The following is a 17,402-nucleotide window of genomic DNA, read 5'->3' as shown; positions in this document are numbered from 1 at the left end:
TAAGAGAGTTCTAGAACAGTTGTAGGTCAAGTATTCCAAGAATAGCTGCTAGTTTAACTTTATTGAGTATACCAATTTTAGCTGTAGCTATTGTTCTAAGTAAGTTAACAGCGAGATCAATTCTGATTATTCCCACTCAACAGTTGCAGGTGGTTTACTTGTAATATCATACACGATACGGTTAACGTGATCGACTTCATTTACGATGCGAACTGAGATTTTTTGTAATAAGTCCCAATCAATACGAGCAAAGTCAGCAGTCATACCGTCAATTGATGTAATCGCACGGATACCGATAGTGTAGTCATAAGTACGACCGTCTCCCATAACCCCAACAGAACGGATACCTGGTAAAACAGTAAAGTATTGCCAAATGTCACGATCTAAACCAGCATTTGCGATTTCTTCACGTAAGATAGCGTCACTTTCACGCACAATTTCTAATTTTTCTTCAGTGATTTCGCCTAAGACACGGATACCTAATCCAGGACCAGGGAATGGTTGACGCCATACGATTGAGTCTGGCATGCCAAGTTCAGTACCTAACGCACGAACTTCGTCTTTAAATAATGTGTTTAATGGTTCAATTAATTTGAAGGCCATGTCTTCAGGAAGTCCACCAACGTTATGATGTGATTTGATCACTTCAGCTGTATCAGTTCCACTTTCGATAACATCTGTATAAAGTGTTCCTTGAGCTAAGAATTCAATACCATCAAGTTTTGCTGCTTCATCATCAAATAAGTAGATAAATTCATTACCAATGATTTTACGTTTTTGTTCAGGGTCAGATACACCTTTTAATTTATCTAAGAAGCGATCTTTTGCGTCCACTTTAATGATGTTTAATCCAAATTTTCCACCTAAACTTTCCATAACTTGGTCCGCTTCACCTTTACGCAATAAACCATGATCAACAAAGATACAAGTTAATTGATCCCCAATAGCACGTTGTAATAATACCCCAACGACACTTGAGTCAACCCCACCTGATAAAGCAAGTAAGACTTTTTTGTCTCCAACTTGCTCGCGGATTTTAGCGATTTCGATATCAATAAAGCTATCCATTGACCAATCACCTTTACATCCACAGATGTCAAAAGCAAATTGACGTAGCATATCGTTACCATTGATTGAATGACGAACTTCTGGATGGAATTGAACAGCATACATTTTTTTCGCATGATTTTCCATAGCAGAGATTGGACAGTTTTCACTTGTTGCTGTAACAGTGAATCCTTCAGGTACTTCAGTAACTAAGTCACCATGGCTCATCCAAACTTGTTGTTCTTCCGGTAGAGAATCAAATAAAGTTGATTCGTTTGTTAGAGATAATACAGCTTTACCATATTCGCGGCTATCAGCTTCAGAAACAACGCCACCTAATTTGTGTGTCATTAATTGCATACCATAACAAATGCCTAAAATAGGAATGCCTAATTCAAATATTTCGGGGTCAATATTAAAACTTCCATCATCATACACACTGTTTGGTCCACCAGAGAAAATAATTCCTTTAGGAGCAATTTCTTTGATTTCTTCAGCAGTAATTTTGTGGCTCAATAATTCTGAGAATACGCCCAATTCACGAATACGTCGAGTGATTAATTGGTTGTACTGGCTACCAAAATCTAACACTATAATCTTTTCCATATCTTTAAGTTCAGATACTTTCGTCACTTACTTCACCTTTTCTTTCTATATATTAATATTATTAAAACTTACGTAAATAAATTTCATCAATCTCGTGATTTTGTGCTTTGTGCAAGATAACATCTGCACGGCTACGAGTTGGTAAAATAAACTCATTGAGGTTTTTTAGATTGACATCTTTCCACACACGACGAGCCATCGCTAATGCATCTTCACGCGGACCATTAGCATATTCATAATAATAATTAGTTTTATCGTTTTTTGCAAGAACCAATAAATCTTCGAAGCGTTTTAAATACCAACTTTCAATCAGTTGTGGATCAGCATCGACATAGACTGAAAAGTCGAAGAAATCACTGATATAAATGTGTTGATTCGCTGGAAGTTGTAGGACGTTAATCCCTTCAACTATCAAGATATCAGGTTGCGAAATTGTTTCAAATTCCCCGGGAATAATATCATAGACCTCATGAGAATAGGTAGGGATTTTTAAATTATCTCCACCGTTTTTAACAGCATTTAAAAAAGATAATAATTTTTCCATATCATAACTTTCAGGAAATCCTTTTTTATTTAAAATACCTCGTTTAGTTAATTCATCAGTAGAATATAAAAAACCATCCGTTGTGATGAGTTGGACATGACGTCTTTTAAAAATACGAGAGAGCATCATTTGTAGTAAACGAGCTGTCGTGCTTTTTCCAACGGCCACACTACCAGCAACACCAATGATAAATGGAGAAGGAGGTAAAAACTTCTGCATGAATAACCCCTTACTTAGATGTAGTGATTCATATTCCTTCATATATATATTGATTAAATGAGTCAGTGGAATATAAATGTCCTGTACGTCTTGTAAGGAAATAGTATCGTTGTAACTTTTAATTTGTTGCAGTTCTTCATCCGTTAATGGTGCAGTACCATTACGATAAAAACCTTGCCACTCATCACGAGTTAAATGATAGAAATTTGTTTTTTCATCCATGAGTCGACTCCTCTACTTATCATCTTCAATCAGATTAGGTAATTGTTGAGAGATATATTGACCTAATTCTTTATTAAATGATAGTTCTCTTAGTCTATTTTCTCGTCGCTTATTGTATCCTTTATGAATCATTTTTTCTTCAATAGATTCAGGTATAATCGCAGGAACGCTTGTAAAGGTCTCATCCACTTTTACAACAACAAATGTCATAAAACAGGTTGCAGCTAAATAGTGTTGTCCTGTGTTCAAGTTTTCGCCAGTTACTTTGACAAAAACTTCCATTGATTTTTTACCAGTACCTGAAACATATGCTTCAACCGTTACAGCATCATTTTCATAGATAGGATGTAAAAAATCTAAACTATCAGTTGATGCTGTCATTGTTGGAATACGGCAGTGGCGAGAAACAGCAATAGAAGCTGTGTCATCGATTAAAGACATTAGTTTTCCTCCAAATAAGGCACCGAATGAGTTAAGATCATTAGGAAATACGCGATGAGTTTGAATAGCGTAAGATTCCTTGCATTTTTTTTCATTTGGTAGTGATACAAACACGTTAAAAACTCCTTTTTTCGTGGTATGATATTATAAAGTCTAACTGATTATATCATAGATAAACGCTGAGATAATGAAATGAGGTTTGAAAGATGAAAAAAATAATATTATTCGGTGATAGTATTACTGCAGGTTATAAAAATGGTGAAATTGACATTGTTTTAAATACAAAGATCGAACAGTTGTTAAATAAAAAAGTTAAGATTATAAATGCGGGAATTCCTGGTGATACCTCTAAGGGTGCGATTAGTCGTTATCAAGATCATGTCGTGTCTTATGAGCCAGATATTGTGACGATTTTCTTTGGGGCAAATGATGCTGAAAAACTTTCAGGTATTTCATTATTACAATATGAAGAGAATTTAACTTACTTAGTGGAACAGATTGGTGCAAAAAAGGTCGTGTTGATTGGCCCACCTTATGCTCATCAAATGATGTATCGAAATGAACGCCCACTAGTTGATTTGATGCAATACAATAATGCGGCTCAACGAGTTGCTAAATTATTTAACATAAGCTACATTGATTTATTGGGAGAAATGATTGCCTCTGAAACCCCAACAAGTTATTTACAATCTGATGGATTACATTTTTCAGAAGATGGGTATAATTTATTAGCAAAATTAATAGTAGACACAATTAAAGAAAGAGTGTGAAAAATGACAGCACATTATTATACAAACAAACCTGAAACGGCTCATGACAGGAAAACGTTGACGTACCCATTATTAGGAAAAACATATCAGTTTATTACCGACAGCAATGTTTTTTCAAGAGATAAAGTGGATTTTGGTTCACGCGTTTTAATAGAAGCTTTTTCAGATGATGATTTACCAGAGGGGGACATATTAGATGTCGGCTGTGGTTATGGTCCTATTGGTTTATCTTTAGCAGATTCAACTAAACGCCATGTGCATATGGTTGATGTAAACGAGCGTGCGATGGAATTAGCAAGAGAAAACGCTGAATTAAATGGAATAACAAATACGGAAGTGTATGAATCAAGTGTCTATGATTCAGTGACAAAACAAGATTTTTCAGCTGTTGTAAGTAACCCTCCAATACGTGCAGGAAAAAAAATTGTGCATAGAATTATAGAAGGCGCGAAAGAACATTTACAACCAAATGGTACCTTAACGATTGTTATTCAGAAAAAACAAGGTGCACCGAGCGCGAAGAAAAAAATGGAAGAAGTCTTTGGACAAGTTGAGGTAATTACAAGTTCAAAAGGATATTACATTTTTAAAAGTTATAAAATATAACGTTAAATCCGAACGATTTAATACATAGGAAGCTATTCAAAAAAAGATTTAACGAACGTATTGCGTATGGATAGGAAAAAAGTGGGATAAAAAAATCAGTGAAAATCATTATAATGAAATAGCAGTTCCGTTTAGAGATGGTTTGTTATGAGACTTATACTCCGTTTTGTGTCTATAAGTCAGAACGCGTGTTTAACACACTGTTTTAGTATGAGTAAGGGCATATGAACAACAGGTTCCGATATAATGAAAAGAAAAGAACATTTAGTTGTTTATCTAATGACTTATCTAGGGGAATAGGATTAGGTAAGCAGGGAACGCCAGTCTTGATTAATTGACTCATGTAACTATTTTTTGTAGGGGAAAAATAGTTACGGGTAAGTTTGTTATGAGGGATTGTTTTATGGGGGATGAGCTAGAAGAGATTCTAGCTTTTTTTTATTGGAAAATGTTGACAAATAAGTTTTTTTACGCTAGAATGGTTAGTTGCAGAAACCTTTATGTTTTGAATGTTGAAGGCGATGAAATATTGTCCATATGCCTTTATTTTATAGGAAAACAAAAATAGAACGACCATATCAAGATATGTTCAACGTCTATTTTTGGTTTTTTTTTACTTTAAAACACATAAGTAATTAAATTGTTATATTTTTTTAACATTTGTAACATAAGGTATTTTTGAAAAAACTCAGAGGGGTGACTAATTTGGTTGGACACGTAGTGAAATACGGAAAACACCGAGAAAGACGTAGCTATTCTAGGATTAGTGAAGTACTAGAATTGCCAAACTTAATTGAAATTCAAACTGATTCTTATAAGTGGTTTTTAGATGAAGGTTTACGCGAAATGTTTGAGGACATTATGCCAATTACAGATTTTAGCGATAAATTATCATTAGAATTTGTCGATTACGAAATGAAAGAACCAAAGTATACAGTTGAGGAAGCTCGCGCACATGATGCTAACTACTCAGCTCCTATCCACGTAACATTACGTTTGGATAATCAAGTGACAGGAGAAATCAAGTCGCAAGAAGTGTTCTTTGGAGATTTCCCACTAATGACAGAGATGGGAACATTTATTATCAATGGTGCTGAGCGTGTAGTGGTATCACAGTTAGTAAGATCACCCGGAGTTTATTTCAATGAGAAGAAAGAAAAAAATGGACATGAGGGATTTGGAACAACTGTTATTCCTAACCGTGGTGCATGGTTAGAGCTTGAAACAGACGCGAAAAACCTTTCTTATGCTCGTATTGATAGAACAAGAAAAATTCCTTTAACAGTATTAGTTAGAGCATTAGGATTTGGTTCAGATACGACTATTACAGAAATTTTTGGTGAAAGCGAAAGTTTACAATTAACAATTGAAAAAGATATTCATAAAAATTCTAGCGATTCTCGTACGGAAGAAGCGTTAAAAGATGTTTATGAAAGACTTCGTCCAGGCGAGCCAAAGACTGCTGAAAGTTCAAGAAACTTATTGAACTCTCGTTTCTTTGATCCAAAACGTTACGACTTAGCAGCAGTTGGTCGTTACAAAGTAAATAAAAAATTAAGCCTTAAAACACGTTTGTTAAACCAAACGTTAGCTGAAACATTAGTTGATCCTGAAACTGGAGAAATCCTTGTAGAAAAAGGAACAGTTATCACGCATACAGTGATGGATGAATTAGAAAAACATTTAGATAATGGTTTAAACAACGAAACATACTATCCAAGTGAAGATGGTGTTGTAACTGAACCAATGACTGTTCAAGTCATTAAAGTTGTGTCACCAAAAGACCCTGAACGTGTTGTAAACGTCATTGGTAACGGTCAACTTGATGCAGATGTAAGAACAATTCGTCCTGCTGATATTGTGGCTACGATCAGTTACTTCTTAAACTTAATGGAAGATATTGGAAAAGTAGACGATATTGACCATTTAGGAAACCGTCGTATTCGTTCGGTTGGTGAGTTATTACAAAATCAATTCCGTATCGGGTTATCTCGTATGGAACGTGTGGTTCGTGAAAGAATGTCTATCCAAGACACTGAAACACTAACACCACAACAATTGATTAACATTCGTCCAGTTGTGGCATCTATGAAAGAATTCTTTGGTTCTTCTCAGTTATCACAATTCATGGATCAAACTAATCCATTAGGCGAGTTAACGCATAAACGTCGTCTATCAGCTTTAGGACCTGGTGGTTTAACACGTGACCGTGCTGGATATGAAGTACGTGACGTGCATTACTCACATTATGGTCGTATGTGTCCGATTGAAACACCTGAGGGACCAAACATCGGGTTAATCAATAGTCTATCAAGTTATGCGAAAGTAAATAAATATGGTTTCATCGAAACACCATATCGTCGTGTTGACCGTGAAACAAAACGTGTTACAGAACATATTGATTACTTAACAGCTGACGAGGAAGACCATTACATGGTAGCGCAAGCGAACTCTCCATTAAATGAAGATGGTACGTTTGCCGAAGACTTAGTTATGGCTCGTATTCAAAGTGAGAACTTAGAAGTATCAGTTGATAAAGTTGACTACATGGACGTTTCACCTAAACAAGTAGTTGCGGTAGCGACAGCATGTATTCCTTTCTTGGAAAACGATGACTCTAACCGTGCACTTATGGGAGCGAACATGCAACGTCAGGCAGTACCTTTGATTCAACCACGTTCTCCACTTGTTGGAACTGGTATGGAATACAAAGCTGCCCATGACTCAGGAGCAGCACTTTTATGTAAACATGATGGTGTCGTTGAATACGTTGATGCACGTGAAGTACGTGTTCGTCGTAATGACGGTGCTTTAGATAAATATAATGTGATTAAATTCCACCGTTCAAATGCTGGTACAAGTTATAACCAACGCCCTATCGTTAGAAAAGGTGAAATCGTTGAAAAAGGCGATACACTAGCTGACGGTTCTTCTATGGAAGAAGGGGAAATGGCATTAGGACAAAACGTTTTAGTAGCATTCATGACTTGGGAAGGTTACAACTATGAAGATGCGATTATTATGAGTCGCCGATTAGTTAAAGATGATGTGTACACATCTATTCATATTGAAGAATACGAATCAGAAGCACGTGACACAAAATTAGGGCCTGAAGAAATTACTCGTGAGTTACCAAACGTTGGGGAAGATGCACTTAAAAACTTAGACGAAATGGGTATTATCCGTATCGGTGCTGAAGTAAAAGATGGTGATTTACTTGTTGGTAAAGTCACTCCTAAAGGGGTAACAGAATTATCAGCAGAAGAACGTCTATTACATGCAATCTTCGGAGAAAAAGCTCGTGAAGTTCGTGACACCTCTCTACGTGTTCCACATGGTGGAGGCGGTATTGTTCATGATGTTAAAATCTTTACTCGTGAAGGCGGAGATGAGTTATCTCCAGGTGTTAACATGTTAGTTCGTGTGTACATCGTTCAAAAACGTAAAATTCATGAAGGAGATAAGATGGCCGGTCGTCATGGTAATAAAGGGGTAGTATCTCGTATTATGCCAGAAGAAGATATGCCATTCTTACCAGATGGTACACCAGTTGATATCATGTTAAACCCATTAGGGGTACCTTCTCGTATGAACATTGGACAAGTATTAGAGTTGCATTTAGGTATGGCAGCTCGCTCGTTAAACATCCATGTTGCAACACCAGTATTTGATGGGGCAAATGAAGAAGATGTATGGAGTACTGTTGAAGAAGCAGGACTTGCTCGCGACGCTAAGACTGTTCTTTATGATGGACGTACAGGTGAACCATTTGATAACCGTATTTCTGTAGGTGTAATGTACATGCTGAAACTTGCTCACATGGTTGATGATAAGTTACATGCACGTTCTATTGGACCTTACTCATTAGTTACACAACAACCACTTGGTGGTAAAGCACAATTTGGTGGACAACGTTTTGGAGAGATGGAAGTTTGGGCTCTTGAAGCATACGGAGCAGCTTACACTTTACAAGAAATCTTGACTTATAAATCAGATGACGTTGTAGGTCGTGTGAAAACTTACGAATCTATCGTTAAAGGTGAACCAATTCAAAAACCAGGTGTTCCTGAATCATTCCGCGTACTTGTTAAAGAGTTACAAGCTTTAGGATTAGACATGCGAGTATTAGATGCAGACGATCAAGAGATTGAATTACGTGATATGGATGATGAGGACGATGATTTGATTACTGTTGATGCCTTAGCAAAATATGCTAAAGAGCAAGAAGAAAAAGCATTAGCAGAAAAATCGTTGAAAGATGCACAAGAAAACCAAGAATAATCCAGCTGAATTATTCTGACAGACAAAGAAACGGAGGGACATCTTTTGATCGATGTAAATAAATTTGAAAGTATGCAAATTGGACTAGCTTCTTCTGAAAAAATTAGAAGCTGGTCATATGGTGAAGTGAAAAAACCAGAGACAATAAACTACCGTACTTTAAAACCAGAACGTGATGGTCTTTTCTGCGAGCGTATTTTCGGTCCTACTAAGGACTGGGAATGTGCTTGTGGTAAATATAAACGTATCCGTTATAAGGGAATCGTTTGTGACCGCTGTGGGGTTGAGGTAACACGTTCTAAAGTTCGTCGTGAACGTATGGGTCATATCGAACTTGCAGCTCCAGTAACACATATTTGGTATTTTAAAGGAATTCCTAGTCGTATGGGTCTTGTATTAGATATGAGTCCTAGAGCATTAGAAGAAATCATTTATTTTGCTTCTTATGTAGTCACAGATCCAGGTGACACTAACTTAGAATTAAAACAACTTCTAACTGAACGTGAATACCGTGAAAAACGTCAGCAATATGGCCAAGCATTTAAAGCTGGTATGGGTGCTGAAGCAATCAAACGTTTATTAGAACAAGTTGATTTAGAAAAAGAAGTCGCTGAATTAAAAGAAGAATTGAAAAAAGCGTCTGGACAAAAAAGAACGCGTGCTATTCGTCGTTTAGATATCTTAGAAGCATTCCGTACATCAGGAAATGATCCTGACTGGATGGTAATGGACGTTGTGCCAATTATCCCGCCAGATTTACGCCCGATGGTCCAATTAGAAGGTGGACGTTTTGCAACAAGTGATTTGAATGACTTATACCGTCGTGTCATTAACCGTAATAACCGTTTGAAACGTTTATTAGACTTAAATGCACCAGGAATTATTGTTCAAAATGAAAAACGTATGCTTCAAGAAGCGGTAGATGCGTTAATCGATAATGGTCGTCGTGGCCGTCCAGTAACTGGACCAGGTAACCGTCCACTTAAATCGTTATCTCATATGTTGAAAGGGAAACAAGGTCGTTTCCGTCAAAACTTATTAGGTAAACGTGTTGACTACTCAGGTCGTTCAGTTATCGTTGTTGGCCCTTTCTTAAAAATGTACCAATGTGGGTTGCCAAAAGAAATGGCAATTGAATTATTCAAACCATTTGTGATGCATGAATTAGTTAAACGTGAAATTGCAAGCAACATTAAAAATGCAAAACGCCAAATCGAACGTCAAGAAGACGCTGTTTGGGATGTATTAGAAGATGTGATCAAAGAACACCCTGTATTACTTAACCGAGCACCGACTCTACATAGACTTGGTATCCAAGCGTTTGAGCCAGTTTTAGTTGAAGGACGCGCGATTCGTCTTCACCCATTAGTATGTGAGGCGTATAATGCCGATTTCGATGGGGACCAAATGGCGGTTCACGTTCCATTAAACGAAGAAGCTCAAGCTGAAGCACGTATGTTAATGCTTGCTGCTCAAAACATCCTTAATCCAAAAGATGGTAAACCAGTTGTTACACCATCTCAAGATATGGTCCTTGGTAACTACTACTTAACAATGGAAGAACCAGGACAAATTGGTGAAGGAATGATTTTCCGTGACTTAGACGAAGTTGTTCTAGCATGGAGAAACGGTTGTGTCCACTTACATACTCGTATTGGTTTACAAACAAGCTCAATGCCTGAGAAACCATTTACAGAGTGGCAACGTGAACGCATTTTAACAACAACTGTTGGTAAAGCAATCTTTAATGAGATTATGCCACCAGAATTCCCTTACTTAAATGAACCAACTGATTATAACTTGACAGTTCAAACACCTGATAAATACTTTGTTGAAGCTGGATCAGACATTCCTGCATTCATCAAAGAACAACCAGAAGTTGGACCATTCAAGAAGAAAAATCTTGGTAATATTATCGCTGAAGTCTTCAAACGTTTCAAAATTACTGAAACATCTAAAATGTTAGATAGAATGAAAGACTTAGGTTACAAACATTCTACTTATGCAGGTATGACTGTAGGGATTGCCGATATCGTTGTTTTACATGAAAAACAAGCAATGATTGAAGAAGCACATGACCAAGTAGAAAAAGTAACAAAACAATTCCGTCGTGGTTTAATCACAGATGACGAACGTTATGAACGAGTTATTGGTATTTGGAATGCAACAAAAGATGCTATCCAAGAAAAACTGATGGAAAGTTTAGACGCACGTAACCCAATCTTCATGATGAGTGATTCTGGAGCCCGTGGTAACATCTCCAACTTTACTCAGTTAGCAGGTATGCGTGGACTTATGGCCGCTCCTAACGGTCGTATCATGGAGTTACCTATCGTATCTAACTTCCGTGAAGGGTTAACCGTCTTAGAAATGTTTATCTCGACTCACGGTGCGCGTAAAGGTATGACCGATACTGCCCTTAAGACAGCCGATTCAGGTTACTTAACTCGTCGTTTAGTTGACGTGGCCCAAGATGTTATCATTCGTGAAACTGACTGTGGAACTGACCGTGGTTTAGATATTTCAGTGATGAAAGAAGGAAATGAAATCATTGAAACTCTTGAAGAGCGTATGTTAGGTCGTTACACACGTAAATCAGTGATTCATCCTGAAACAAAAGAAGTGATTGTTGGTGCGAATGAAATCATTACAGAAGACATTGCAAAACAAATAGTCGATGCAGGTATTGAGCAAATTACGATTCGTTCAGTCTTTACATGTAATACAAAACATGGTGTATGTAAACATTGTTATGGCCGTAACTTAGCGACTGGTTCTGAAGTTGAAGTTGGAGAAGCAGTTGGTACAATTGCTGCCCAATCAATCGGTGAGCCTGGTACTCAGTTAACCATGCGTACATTCCATACGGGCGGGGTTGCTGGAGACGATATTACTCAAGGTTTACCTCGTATCCAAGAGATTTTTGAAGCACGTAATCCTAAAGGACAAGCTGTTATTTCTGAAGTAGCTGGTGAAGTCATCGAAATTACTGAAGATCAAGCAGATCGTACAAAAGAAGTGATAGTAAAAGGAACAACAGATACAAGAACATATTCTGTGCCTTATACTTCTCGTATGAAAGTTGCTGAAGGTGATATTATTGACCGTGGTACTCCATTAACAGAAGGATCAATTGATCCAAAACAATTGTTAACTGTTAAAGATGTATTAGCTGTTGAAAATTATCTGCTTAAAGAAGTACAAAAAGTTTACCGTATGCAAGGGGTAGAAATCGGAGATAAACATGTTGAAGTTATGGTTCGTCAAATGTTACGTAAAGTAAGAGTTATGGATCCAGGTGATTCAGATATCTTACCAGGTACACTAGTTGATATTAGTGAATTTAAAGACCGTAACTATAACACACTTGTTTCTGGTGGAACACCTGCAACTGGTCGTCCAGTCTTGTTAGGTATCACTAAGGCCTCACTTGAAACAAACAGTTTCTTATCTGCTGCATCATTCCAGGAAACAACTCGTGTCTTGACAGATGCTGCGATTAGAGGTAAAAAAGACCACTTACTTGGATTGAAAGAAAATGTTATCATTGGTAAAATCATTCCAGCTGGTACTGGTATGGCTAAATACCGTAACATGGAACCAAAAGAAGTGGGCGTAGCAAGTGAAAATGTATATAGTATCAGTGATATTGAAGCACAAATGGCTGCTGCAGAAGCGTTAAAAAATCAAGAATAAATTTTAGAACTAGCATAAGTCGAATAGACTTATGCTAGTTTTTTTATCGAGTCGGTTATCATTTCGTGTTAAACTTAATTTATCAAAATAAAAAATGAGGCGAGTATGATGAAAAAATGGGTAGCATTATTGTTATTATCTTTAGTGTTGGTTGGTTGTAGTCAAAACTCAAATAATGATGAGACGGAAATTAGTCAAACTAGTTCTAGTGAAGAAGCTAGTCAATCAACAACAAAACAAAGTTCAACGACAGAAACATCCGAACAAAGTTCAACTACATCTGAAGAGACAAACCAAAATGGTTCTGGTGAAACAACTCTATCAAAAGAGATGTTTTATCAAACTGGCGTGTTACAAAACATAAATCAGCAATTTTTAAACTGGGCAAGTGATAGAGCGAAGGTTGGAGGCATGGCTGTTACATCTGAGTTTTTTGATCACGGAGCAGCAGGTCGGGGAGATTGGTTTACTGTAACACCAGATGGACTAGCAATGGCACAAGATCTGGAAAATCCTGGCTATGATTTTTTCCCACTTCATGTCGTAGGTGGTGTAACATTTTATTATTCGATAAATGGTACTCTTGGAGCCACAAATGAGCGTCAACAAAGTTCATTTGCAGCTGGATTTAGTGAAGTAGCTGATACCACTAAACCAATTGTTAAGTATATTCTATGTGATAATGGTATGATTTATGAGTTAAAAAGTGATGTATCATTATCAACTGGTTTTAATGAAGCAAGTGATGAAGGAACTATTCCAAAAAGTCAAATTAACGTAAAAGAGTTTAGTTATTCAGAAGATACAGATGCAATCAGTGAATTACAACGTATATTATCAATAGTAAATAAATAAGGAGAACAATATGACATTTGAAAAAATACTACCAGAATTAAAAGCAGGGAAAAAAGTAATTAGAAAAGGCTGGGGTGGTTTTGAGTTGTATGTCACACTTGTGTCAGGTAAAACATATGACGATTGTCCCGTGACTGATTATTTTTTAATTAAAACAAGTGATGAAGGTTTTTCAAGTTTTGCGCCAACTGTGTGCGATATCTTAGCAGATGATTGGGAGATAGTAGATTAATGAATTCTATTAATTATACAGAGTTTAAAGGGAAAGTAGTCTTTGTCACAGGAGTGGCGTCTGGTATAGGCAAAGAACAAGCTTGTTTGTTTTTAGAGCAAGGGGCATATGTGTTTGGTTTTGATAAAGAAGAAATAGAAAAACAATACTCAGAATCATTTACTTTTTTTAAAGGTGATGTCACTAAAAAAGATGATTTGGAACAAGCAGTTAGTGAGTGCTTAGCGAAGTATCGTAAAATAGATATATTATTAAATACTGCTGGTAAATTGGATGAGTTTAAGCCATTGAATGAAATATCTGAGGAACTATGGGATGTTATCTATGAAACGAACGTGAAAAGTTACTTTCGATTGACTAAATTAATATTACCGATGATGTTAAAACAACAAGGTGGTACGATTATCAATATGGCGTCTATCGCAGGGTTGATTGGTGGTGGGGGTGGTGTTAGTTACACCATGTCAAAACATGCTGTTGTCGGATTTACAAAACAATTGGCTTTAGATTATGCTGAACAAGGGATTCATGTGGTTGGGATTGCACCAGGAGCAATCAAAACGCCAATGAATGCAGCTGATTTTTCAGGAGATGGACACATGGCTAAATGGGTAGCAGATGAAACGCCTTGTAAACGTTGGGCATCGCCTGAAGAAGTGGCTCAATTAACCCTTTTTTTAGCAAGTCAAGCATCATCTTATATACAAGGAAGTATAGTTCCAATTGATGGTGGATGGATGACAAAATAGGATTGTTTTTTTGTAGAAAAAGTGTATCCTATTAATTAGCGAGTTTTCGCACTACAACACTTCGTTGGGAAATATTTCTCACATCCTTTGGTTGTAGTTATTAGCAAGGTAATTCCTTGTAAAGGAGAAATGTAAATGGAAAATAAAAAAGAACAATCTGTTGTGGCGTCTTGGACAACACAAGATACAGCAAAAATGGCCATTGTGGCAGGATTGTATGTTGCAGTGACGTTAGTGTTATCGGTCATTAGTTTTGGTGTGATTCAGTTAAGATTATCTGAAATGTTTAATTATTTGTCACTTTATAACAAACGCTATATAGTTGCTGTGACATTAGGTGTGGCGATAGCCAATGCTTTTTCACCATTAGGAATTATTGATGTATTGGTTGGAAGTATTAGTACGTTTCTAGTATTGGTCATCAATTATGCCATCACGAAACGTATCAACAATATGAAAATAAAAATGGTTGTAACAGCTATGACGTTTGCGATATCTATGTTTACTGTTGCAGGACAACTCACAGTATTATATAATTTACCATTTTTCTATAACTGGCTAATTATTGGCTTAGGAGAACTATTTTCGATGATAGTTGGTGGGGTTATGATATACTGGATGAGTAAAAAAATTGATTTTACTAAATAAACAAACCTCTATGATTGATATTGCTCAATCATAGAGGTTTTTAATTTATTTAACGTAGTCTTCTGTTAATTCTAAGAAAGTATTAACGTCTTGAATCATCATATCAATTCCAGCTTGCCAGAATTCACTTGATGTTAAGTCAACACCTAAATGTTTTTTGGCTAATTCTTCAGTTGTCATTGACGCTGTATCACGTAATAAAGCGATATAGTCATCTTCAAATGATGTTCCTTGTTTTTGAGCGAAGGCATAAATACCTAAGCTGAACAGGTAACCAAATGTGTATGGGAAGTTGTAGAATGGCACATCATCAATATAGAAGTGCAGTTTACTTGCCCAGAAATGTGGATGATAAGAATTCAATGAATCACAGTAGCTTTCTTTTTGAGCAGCGACCATTAAATCAGTGATTTCTGTATCTGTTAAGACTTTTTCTTTTCGTTCAGTATAGAAATTATTTTCAAAAATGAAACGTGCGTGAATGTTCATAAACATCGCTGTGGCGTTTTGCATTTTAATATCAAGTAAATTGATTTTTTCTTCGGCTGATTTAGCTTGTTTAAGCGTTGCGTCAGCGACAATCAGTTCGGCAAAAGTACTAGCTGTTTCGGCTACGTTCATGGCGTAATCTTGACTAACGGATGGTAAATCCCACATCACGTGTGAATGGAAAGCATGTCCTAATTCATGAGCTAATGTAGAGACTTCGTTGATTGATTCACCGTATGTCATGAAGATACGAGATTCTTCATTTTCTGGTAATCCAGTACAATAACCACCTGGACGTTTACCTGGTCTATCTTCTGCTTCAATCCAACTTTTTTCAAAGGCCATTTTAGCAAAGTCAGCCATTTTAGGACTAAATTTATTGAAATTTTCAATAATAAAATCAGCTGCTTCATTGAATGTGTAACGTTTTTCTTCAAACTCACCTAAAATAACAGGTGCATCTTGATCTTGCCAATCCATTTTTTCTTTACCAAATAATTGTGCTTTACGAGTTAAGAAATCAACGAATGGTTGTTTGTTTGCGGCGATTGTTCCCCACATAGCATCCAATGTTTCTTTTTTCATACGATTATACTCTAATGGAATTTCCAAATGATCAGTGATACCATGTAGTTTGTTATTTGTTAATCGAAATCCATCTAAATGATTTAGGGTGTCTGCAAAAAGTGGTGCATAATTTGCCCAAGTTTTTTCCCATGTATCAAACAAACGTTGTCTAACATCTTTATCAGCGTCTCCCATCATACGGTTAAAAGCTTGACCGGCTGAAAGATACGTTGTTTTACCATCTTCTTCAAATGGAAATTGGATGTTTGCTACGATTGTATCGTAGTGAGAGCTCCAAGCATTGAATCCATCTGTTGATAATTGGTTAATAACGGACTCTTCATTTTCACTTAATAAGCGTTTGCTTTGTTCACGAGCTTCTGTTAAATTAAAAGCCACACCTTGTTTTTTGGCAAAGTCAGAATGAAGAAGTGTGTTCCAAGTATCAGTTGAAAGGTTAGTTAGTTTTTTATTAAATAAGACATTAGCGTTTTTAAAACCAGTCAATTTAGTAAATAAACCAGCTAATACACTACCAGCTTTTTTATTGTTTACATCTGCAGATTGAATGGCATTGACAAAACTAATTGTTTGACCAAATCCTTTAGATAGTTTTTCTTGAACAGTCATGATTGCCTCAAATGTTTGGAAATCAGGCGCATCTGTTTCTGGATTCCAGTCTGTGACAAGTGATTGGTATTCTGTAATCTCGTCATCTAGTAATAATAGGCGTTGTTCTAACTCTTTTGAGTCAATACCTCCGTTAAAAATTGAATCTAAATCCCATGTTATTGAATATGTCATTTTATCTGACTCCTTTCATTATGGTTATATTATACCCTATACTATTAAAAAACAATGATAAAAAAGCAAAAAAATTTAAGATTGGAGAAGTTCATTATGAAAAGTAAATTAAGTCAACCTAAAGTGTATACTGCAATCGCGATTGTGATTATGGTTATTTTATTTTATAGTTCATCAAAAACCTATACAGAGCAAAGTTCTGTTCCACTACTTCAAAAGTGGTTGCAAAGTGAGCCATTTGCATCAAAACTTCAAGGAATAATGTTTAATTATGGTGACAGTGAAGTCAGTATTCGAGCAATGGGTTATTTTAAATTTGTTGAATTTTTTATCCGAAAAGCCGCTCATTTTTTTACATTTTTTATTCTAGGGGGAAGTTTGTTTTTAGTGTTACATTCTAAATTAAAGCAATCAATCTGGAGTTTGTTTTTTGCGTGGTTTAGTGCGACAGGTTATGCAGCGATGGATGAATATCATCAAATGCTAACAGGTGATAGAACACCACTTTTTCAAGATGTGATGCTTGATAGTGTTGGGGCGTTAACAGCATGTGTGATGCTAGTGATTTATTTTGGATTTATTCACAATAGGTCAAAGAAGGTTAGATAAAGGTCTCATTATAGAAC

Annotated in this window: 13 protein-coding genes; 9 read left to right on the top strand and 4 right to left on the bottom strand. The window is 36.3% G+C overall.

Translation table 11 applies throughout. The features are described 5' to 3' along the window. Positions 1-126 precede the first annotated feature (126 nt). The 3 genes from guaA to DW196_RS05075 all read right to left on the bottom strand — a co-directional run bounded on the left by guaA (position 127) and on the right by DW196_RS05075 (position 3,193). A complete protein-coding gene (gene guaA / locus DW196_RS05085) occupies positions 127-1,653 on the bottom strand; it encodes a glutamine-hydrolyzing GMP synthase (RefSeq protein WP_071457884.1) in 1,527 nt (508 codons plus the stop codon). 61 nt (positions 1,654-1,714) lie between these two features. Beyond that, positions 1,715-2,638: a type I pantothenate kinase gene (gene coaA, locus DW196_RS05080; protein ID WP_118250474.1), complete on the bottom strand. Its 924-nt coding sequence runs from the start codon at positions 2,636-2,638 to the stop codon at positions 1,715-1,717. A 12-nt stretch (positions 2,639-2,650) separates the two neighbouring features. Then, a complete protein-coding gene (locus DW196_RS05075) occupies positions 2,651-3,193 on the bottom strand; it encodes an acyl-CoA thioesterase (RefSeq protein WP_118250473.1) in 543 nt (180 codons plus the stop codon). Between the two features lie 92 nt (positions 3,194-3,285). On the opposite strand from DW196_RS05075, the gene DW196_RS05070 reads away from it, so the two are divergent. The 8 genes from DW196_RS05070 (at position 3,286) to DW196_RS05035 (ending at position 14,916) form a co-directional block, all read left to right on the top strand. Continuing rightward, positions 3,286-3,849, top strand: a complete 564-nt coding sequence (locus DW196_RS05070; RefSeq protein WP_118250472.1) for a GDSL-type esterase/lipase family protein — start codon at positions 3,286-3,288, stop codon at positions 3,847-3,849. 3 nt (positions 3,850-3,852) lie between these two features. Next, a complete protein-coding gene (locus DW196_RS05065; RefSeq protein WP_071457569.1) occupies positions 3,853-4,455 on the top strand; it encodes a class I SAM-dependent methyltransferase in 603 nt (200 codons plus the stop codon). A gap of 705 nt (positions 4,456-5,160) precedes the next feature. Then, entirely contained in the window at positions 5,161-8,736 is a 3,576-nt protein-coding gene (gene rpoB / locus DW196_RS05060; protein ID WP_071457567.1) for a DNA-directed RNA polymerase subunit beta, read from the top strand. 45 nt (positions 8,737-8,781) lie between these two features. Then, positions 8,782-12,432, top strand: coding sequence for a DNA-directed RNA polymerase subunit beta' (gene rpoC, locus DW196_RS05055; RefSeq protein ID WP_071457566.1), 3,651 nt, complete (start codon positions 8,782-8,784; stop codon positions 12,430-12,432). A 105-nt stretch (positions 12,433-12,537) separates the two neighbouring features. After that, a complete protein-coding gene (locus DW196_RS05050; RefSeq protein WP_147408670.1) occupies positions 12,538-13,287 on the top strand; it encodes a hypothetical protein in 750 nt (249 codons plus the stop codon). 10 nt (positions 13,288-13,297) lie between these two features. Further along, entirely contained in the window at positions 13,298-13,519 is a 222-nt protein-coding gene (locus DW196_RS05045; protein ID WP_071457564.1) for a DUF2829 domain-containing protein, read from the top strand. Further along, positions 13,519-14,268, top strand: coding sequence for a 3-oxoacyl-ACP reductase (locus tag DW196_RS05040; RefSeq protein WP_071457563.1), 750 nt, complete (start codon positions 13,519-13,521; stop codon positions 14,266-14,268). The genes DW196_RS05045 and DW196_RS05040 overlap by 1 nt, the downstream gene beginning before the upstream one ends. 135 nt (positions 14,269-14,403) lie before the next feature. Continuing rightward, the gene (locus DW196_RS05035) at positions 14,404-14,916 is read left to right on the top strand and encodes a QueT transporter family protein (RefSeq protein WP_071457562.1); all 513 of its coding nucleotides are present in this window, start codon (positions 14,404-14,406) and stop codon (positions 14,914-14,916) included. A gap of 45 nt (positions 14,917-14,961) precedes the next feature. Here the strand turns inward: DW196_RS05035 and DW196_RS05030 are convergent, their stop codons facing one another. Then, the gene (locus DW196_RS05030; RefSeq protein WP_071457561.1) at positions 14,962-16,776 is read right to left on the bottom strand and encodes a M3 family oligoendopeptidase; all 1,815 of its coding nucleotides are present in this window, start codon (positions 16,774-16,776) and stop codon (positions 14,962-14,964) included. Between the two features lie 96 nt (positions 16,777-16,872). On the opposite strand from DW196_RS05030, the gene DW196_RS05025 reads away from it, so the two are divergent. Then, on the top strand, positions 16,873-17,385 hold the full coding sequence (locus tag DW196_RS05025; RefSeq protein ID WP_118250470.1) for a VanZ family protein: 513 nt from the start codon (positions 16,873-16,875) through the stop codon (positions 17,383-17,385). The last annotated feature ends 17 nt before the right edge of the window (positions 17,386-17,402 follow it).

Source organism: Vagococcus sp. AM17-17, from assembly GCF_003471765.1.
GTDB lineage: Bacteria > Bacillota > Bacilli > Lactobacillales > Vagococcaceae > Vagococcus > Vagococcus teuberi.
Note: the sequence above shows the minus strand (reverse complement) of the source record. Positions and strands in the feature narration are given on the sequence as shown.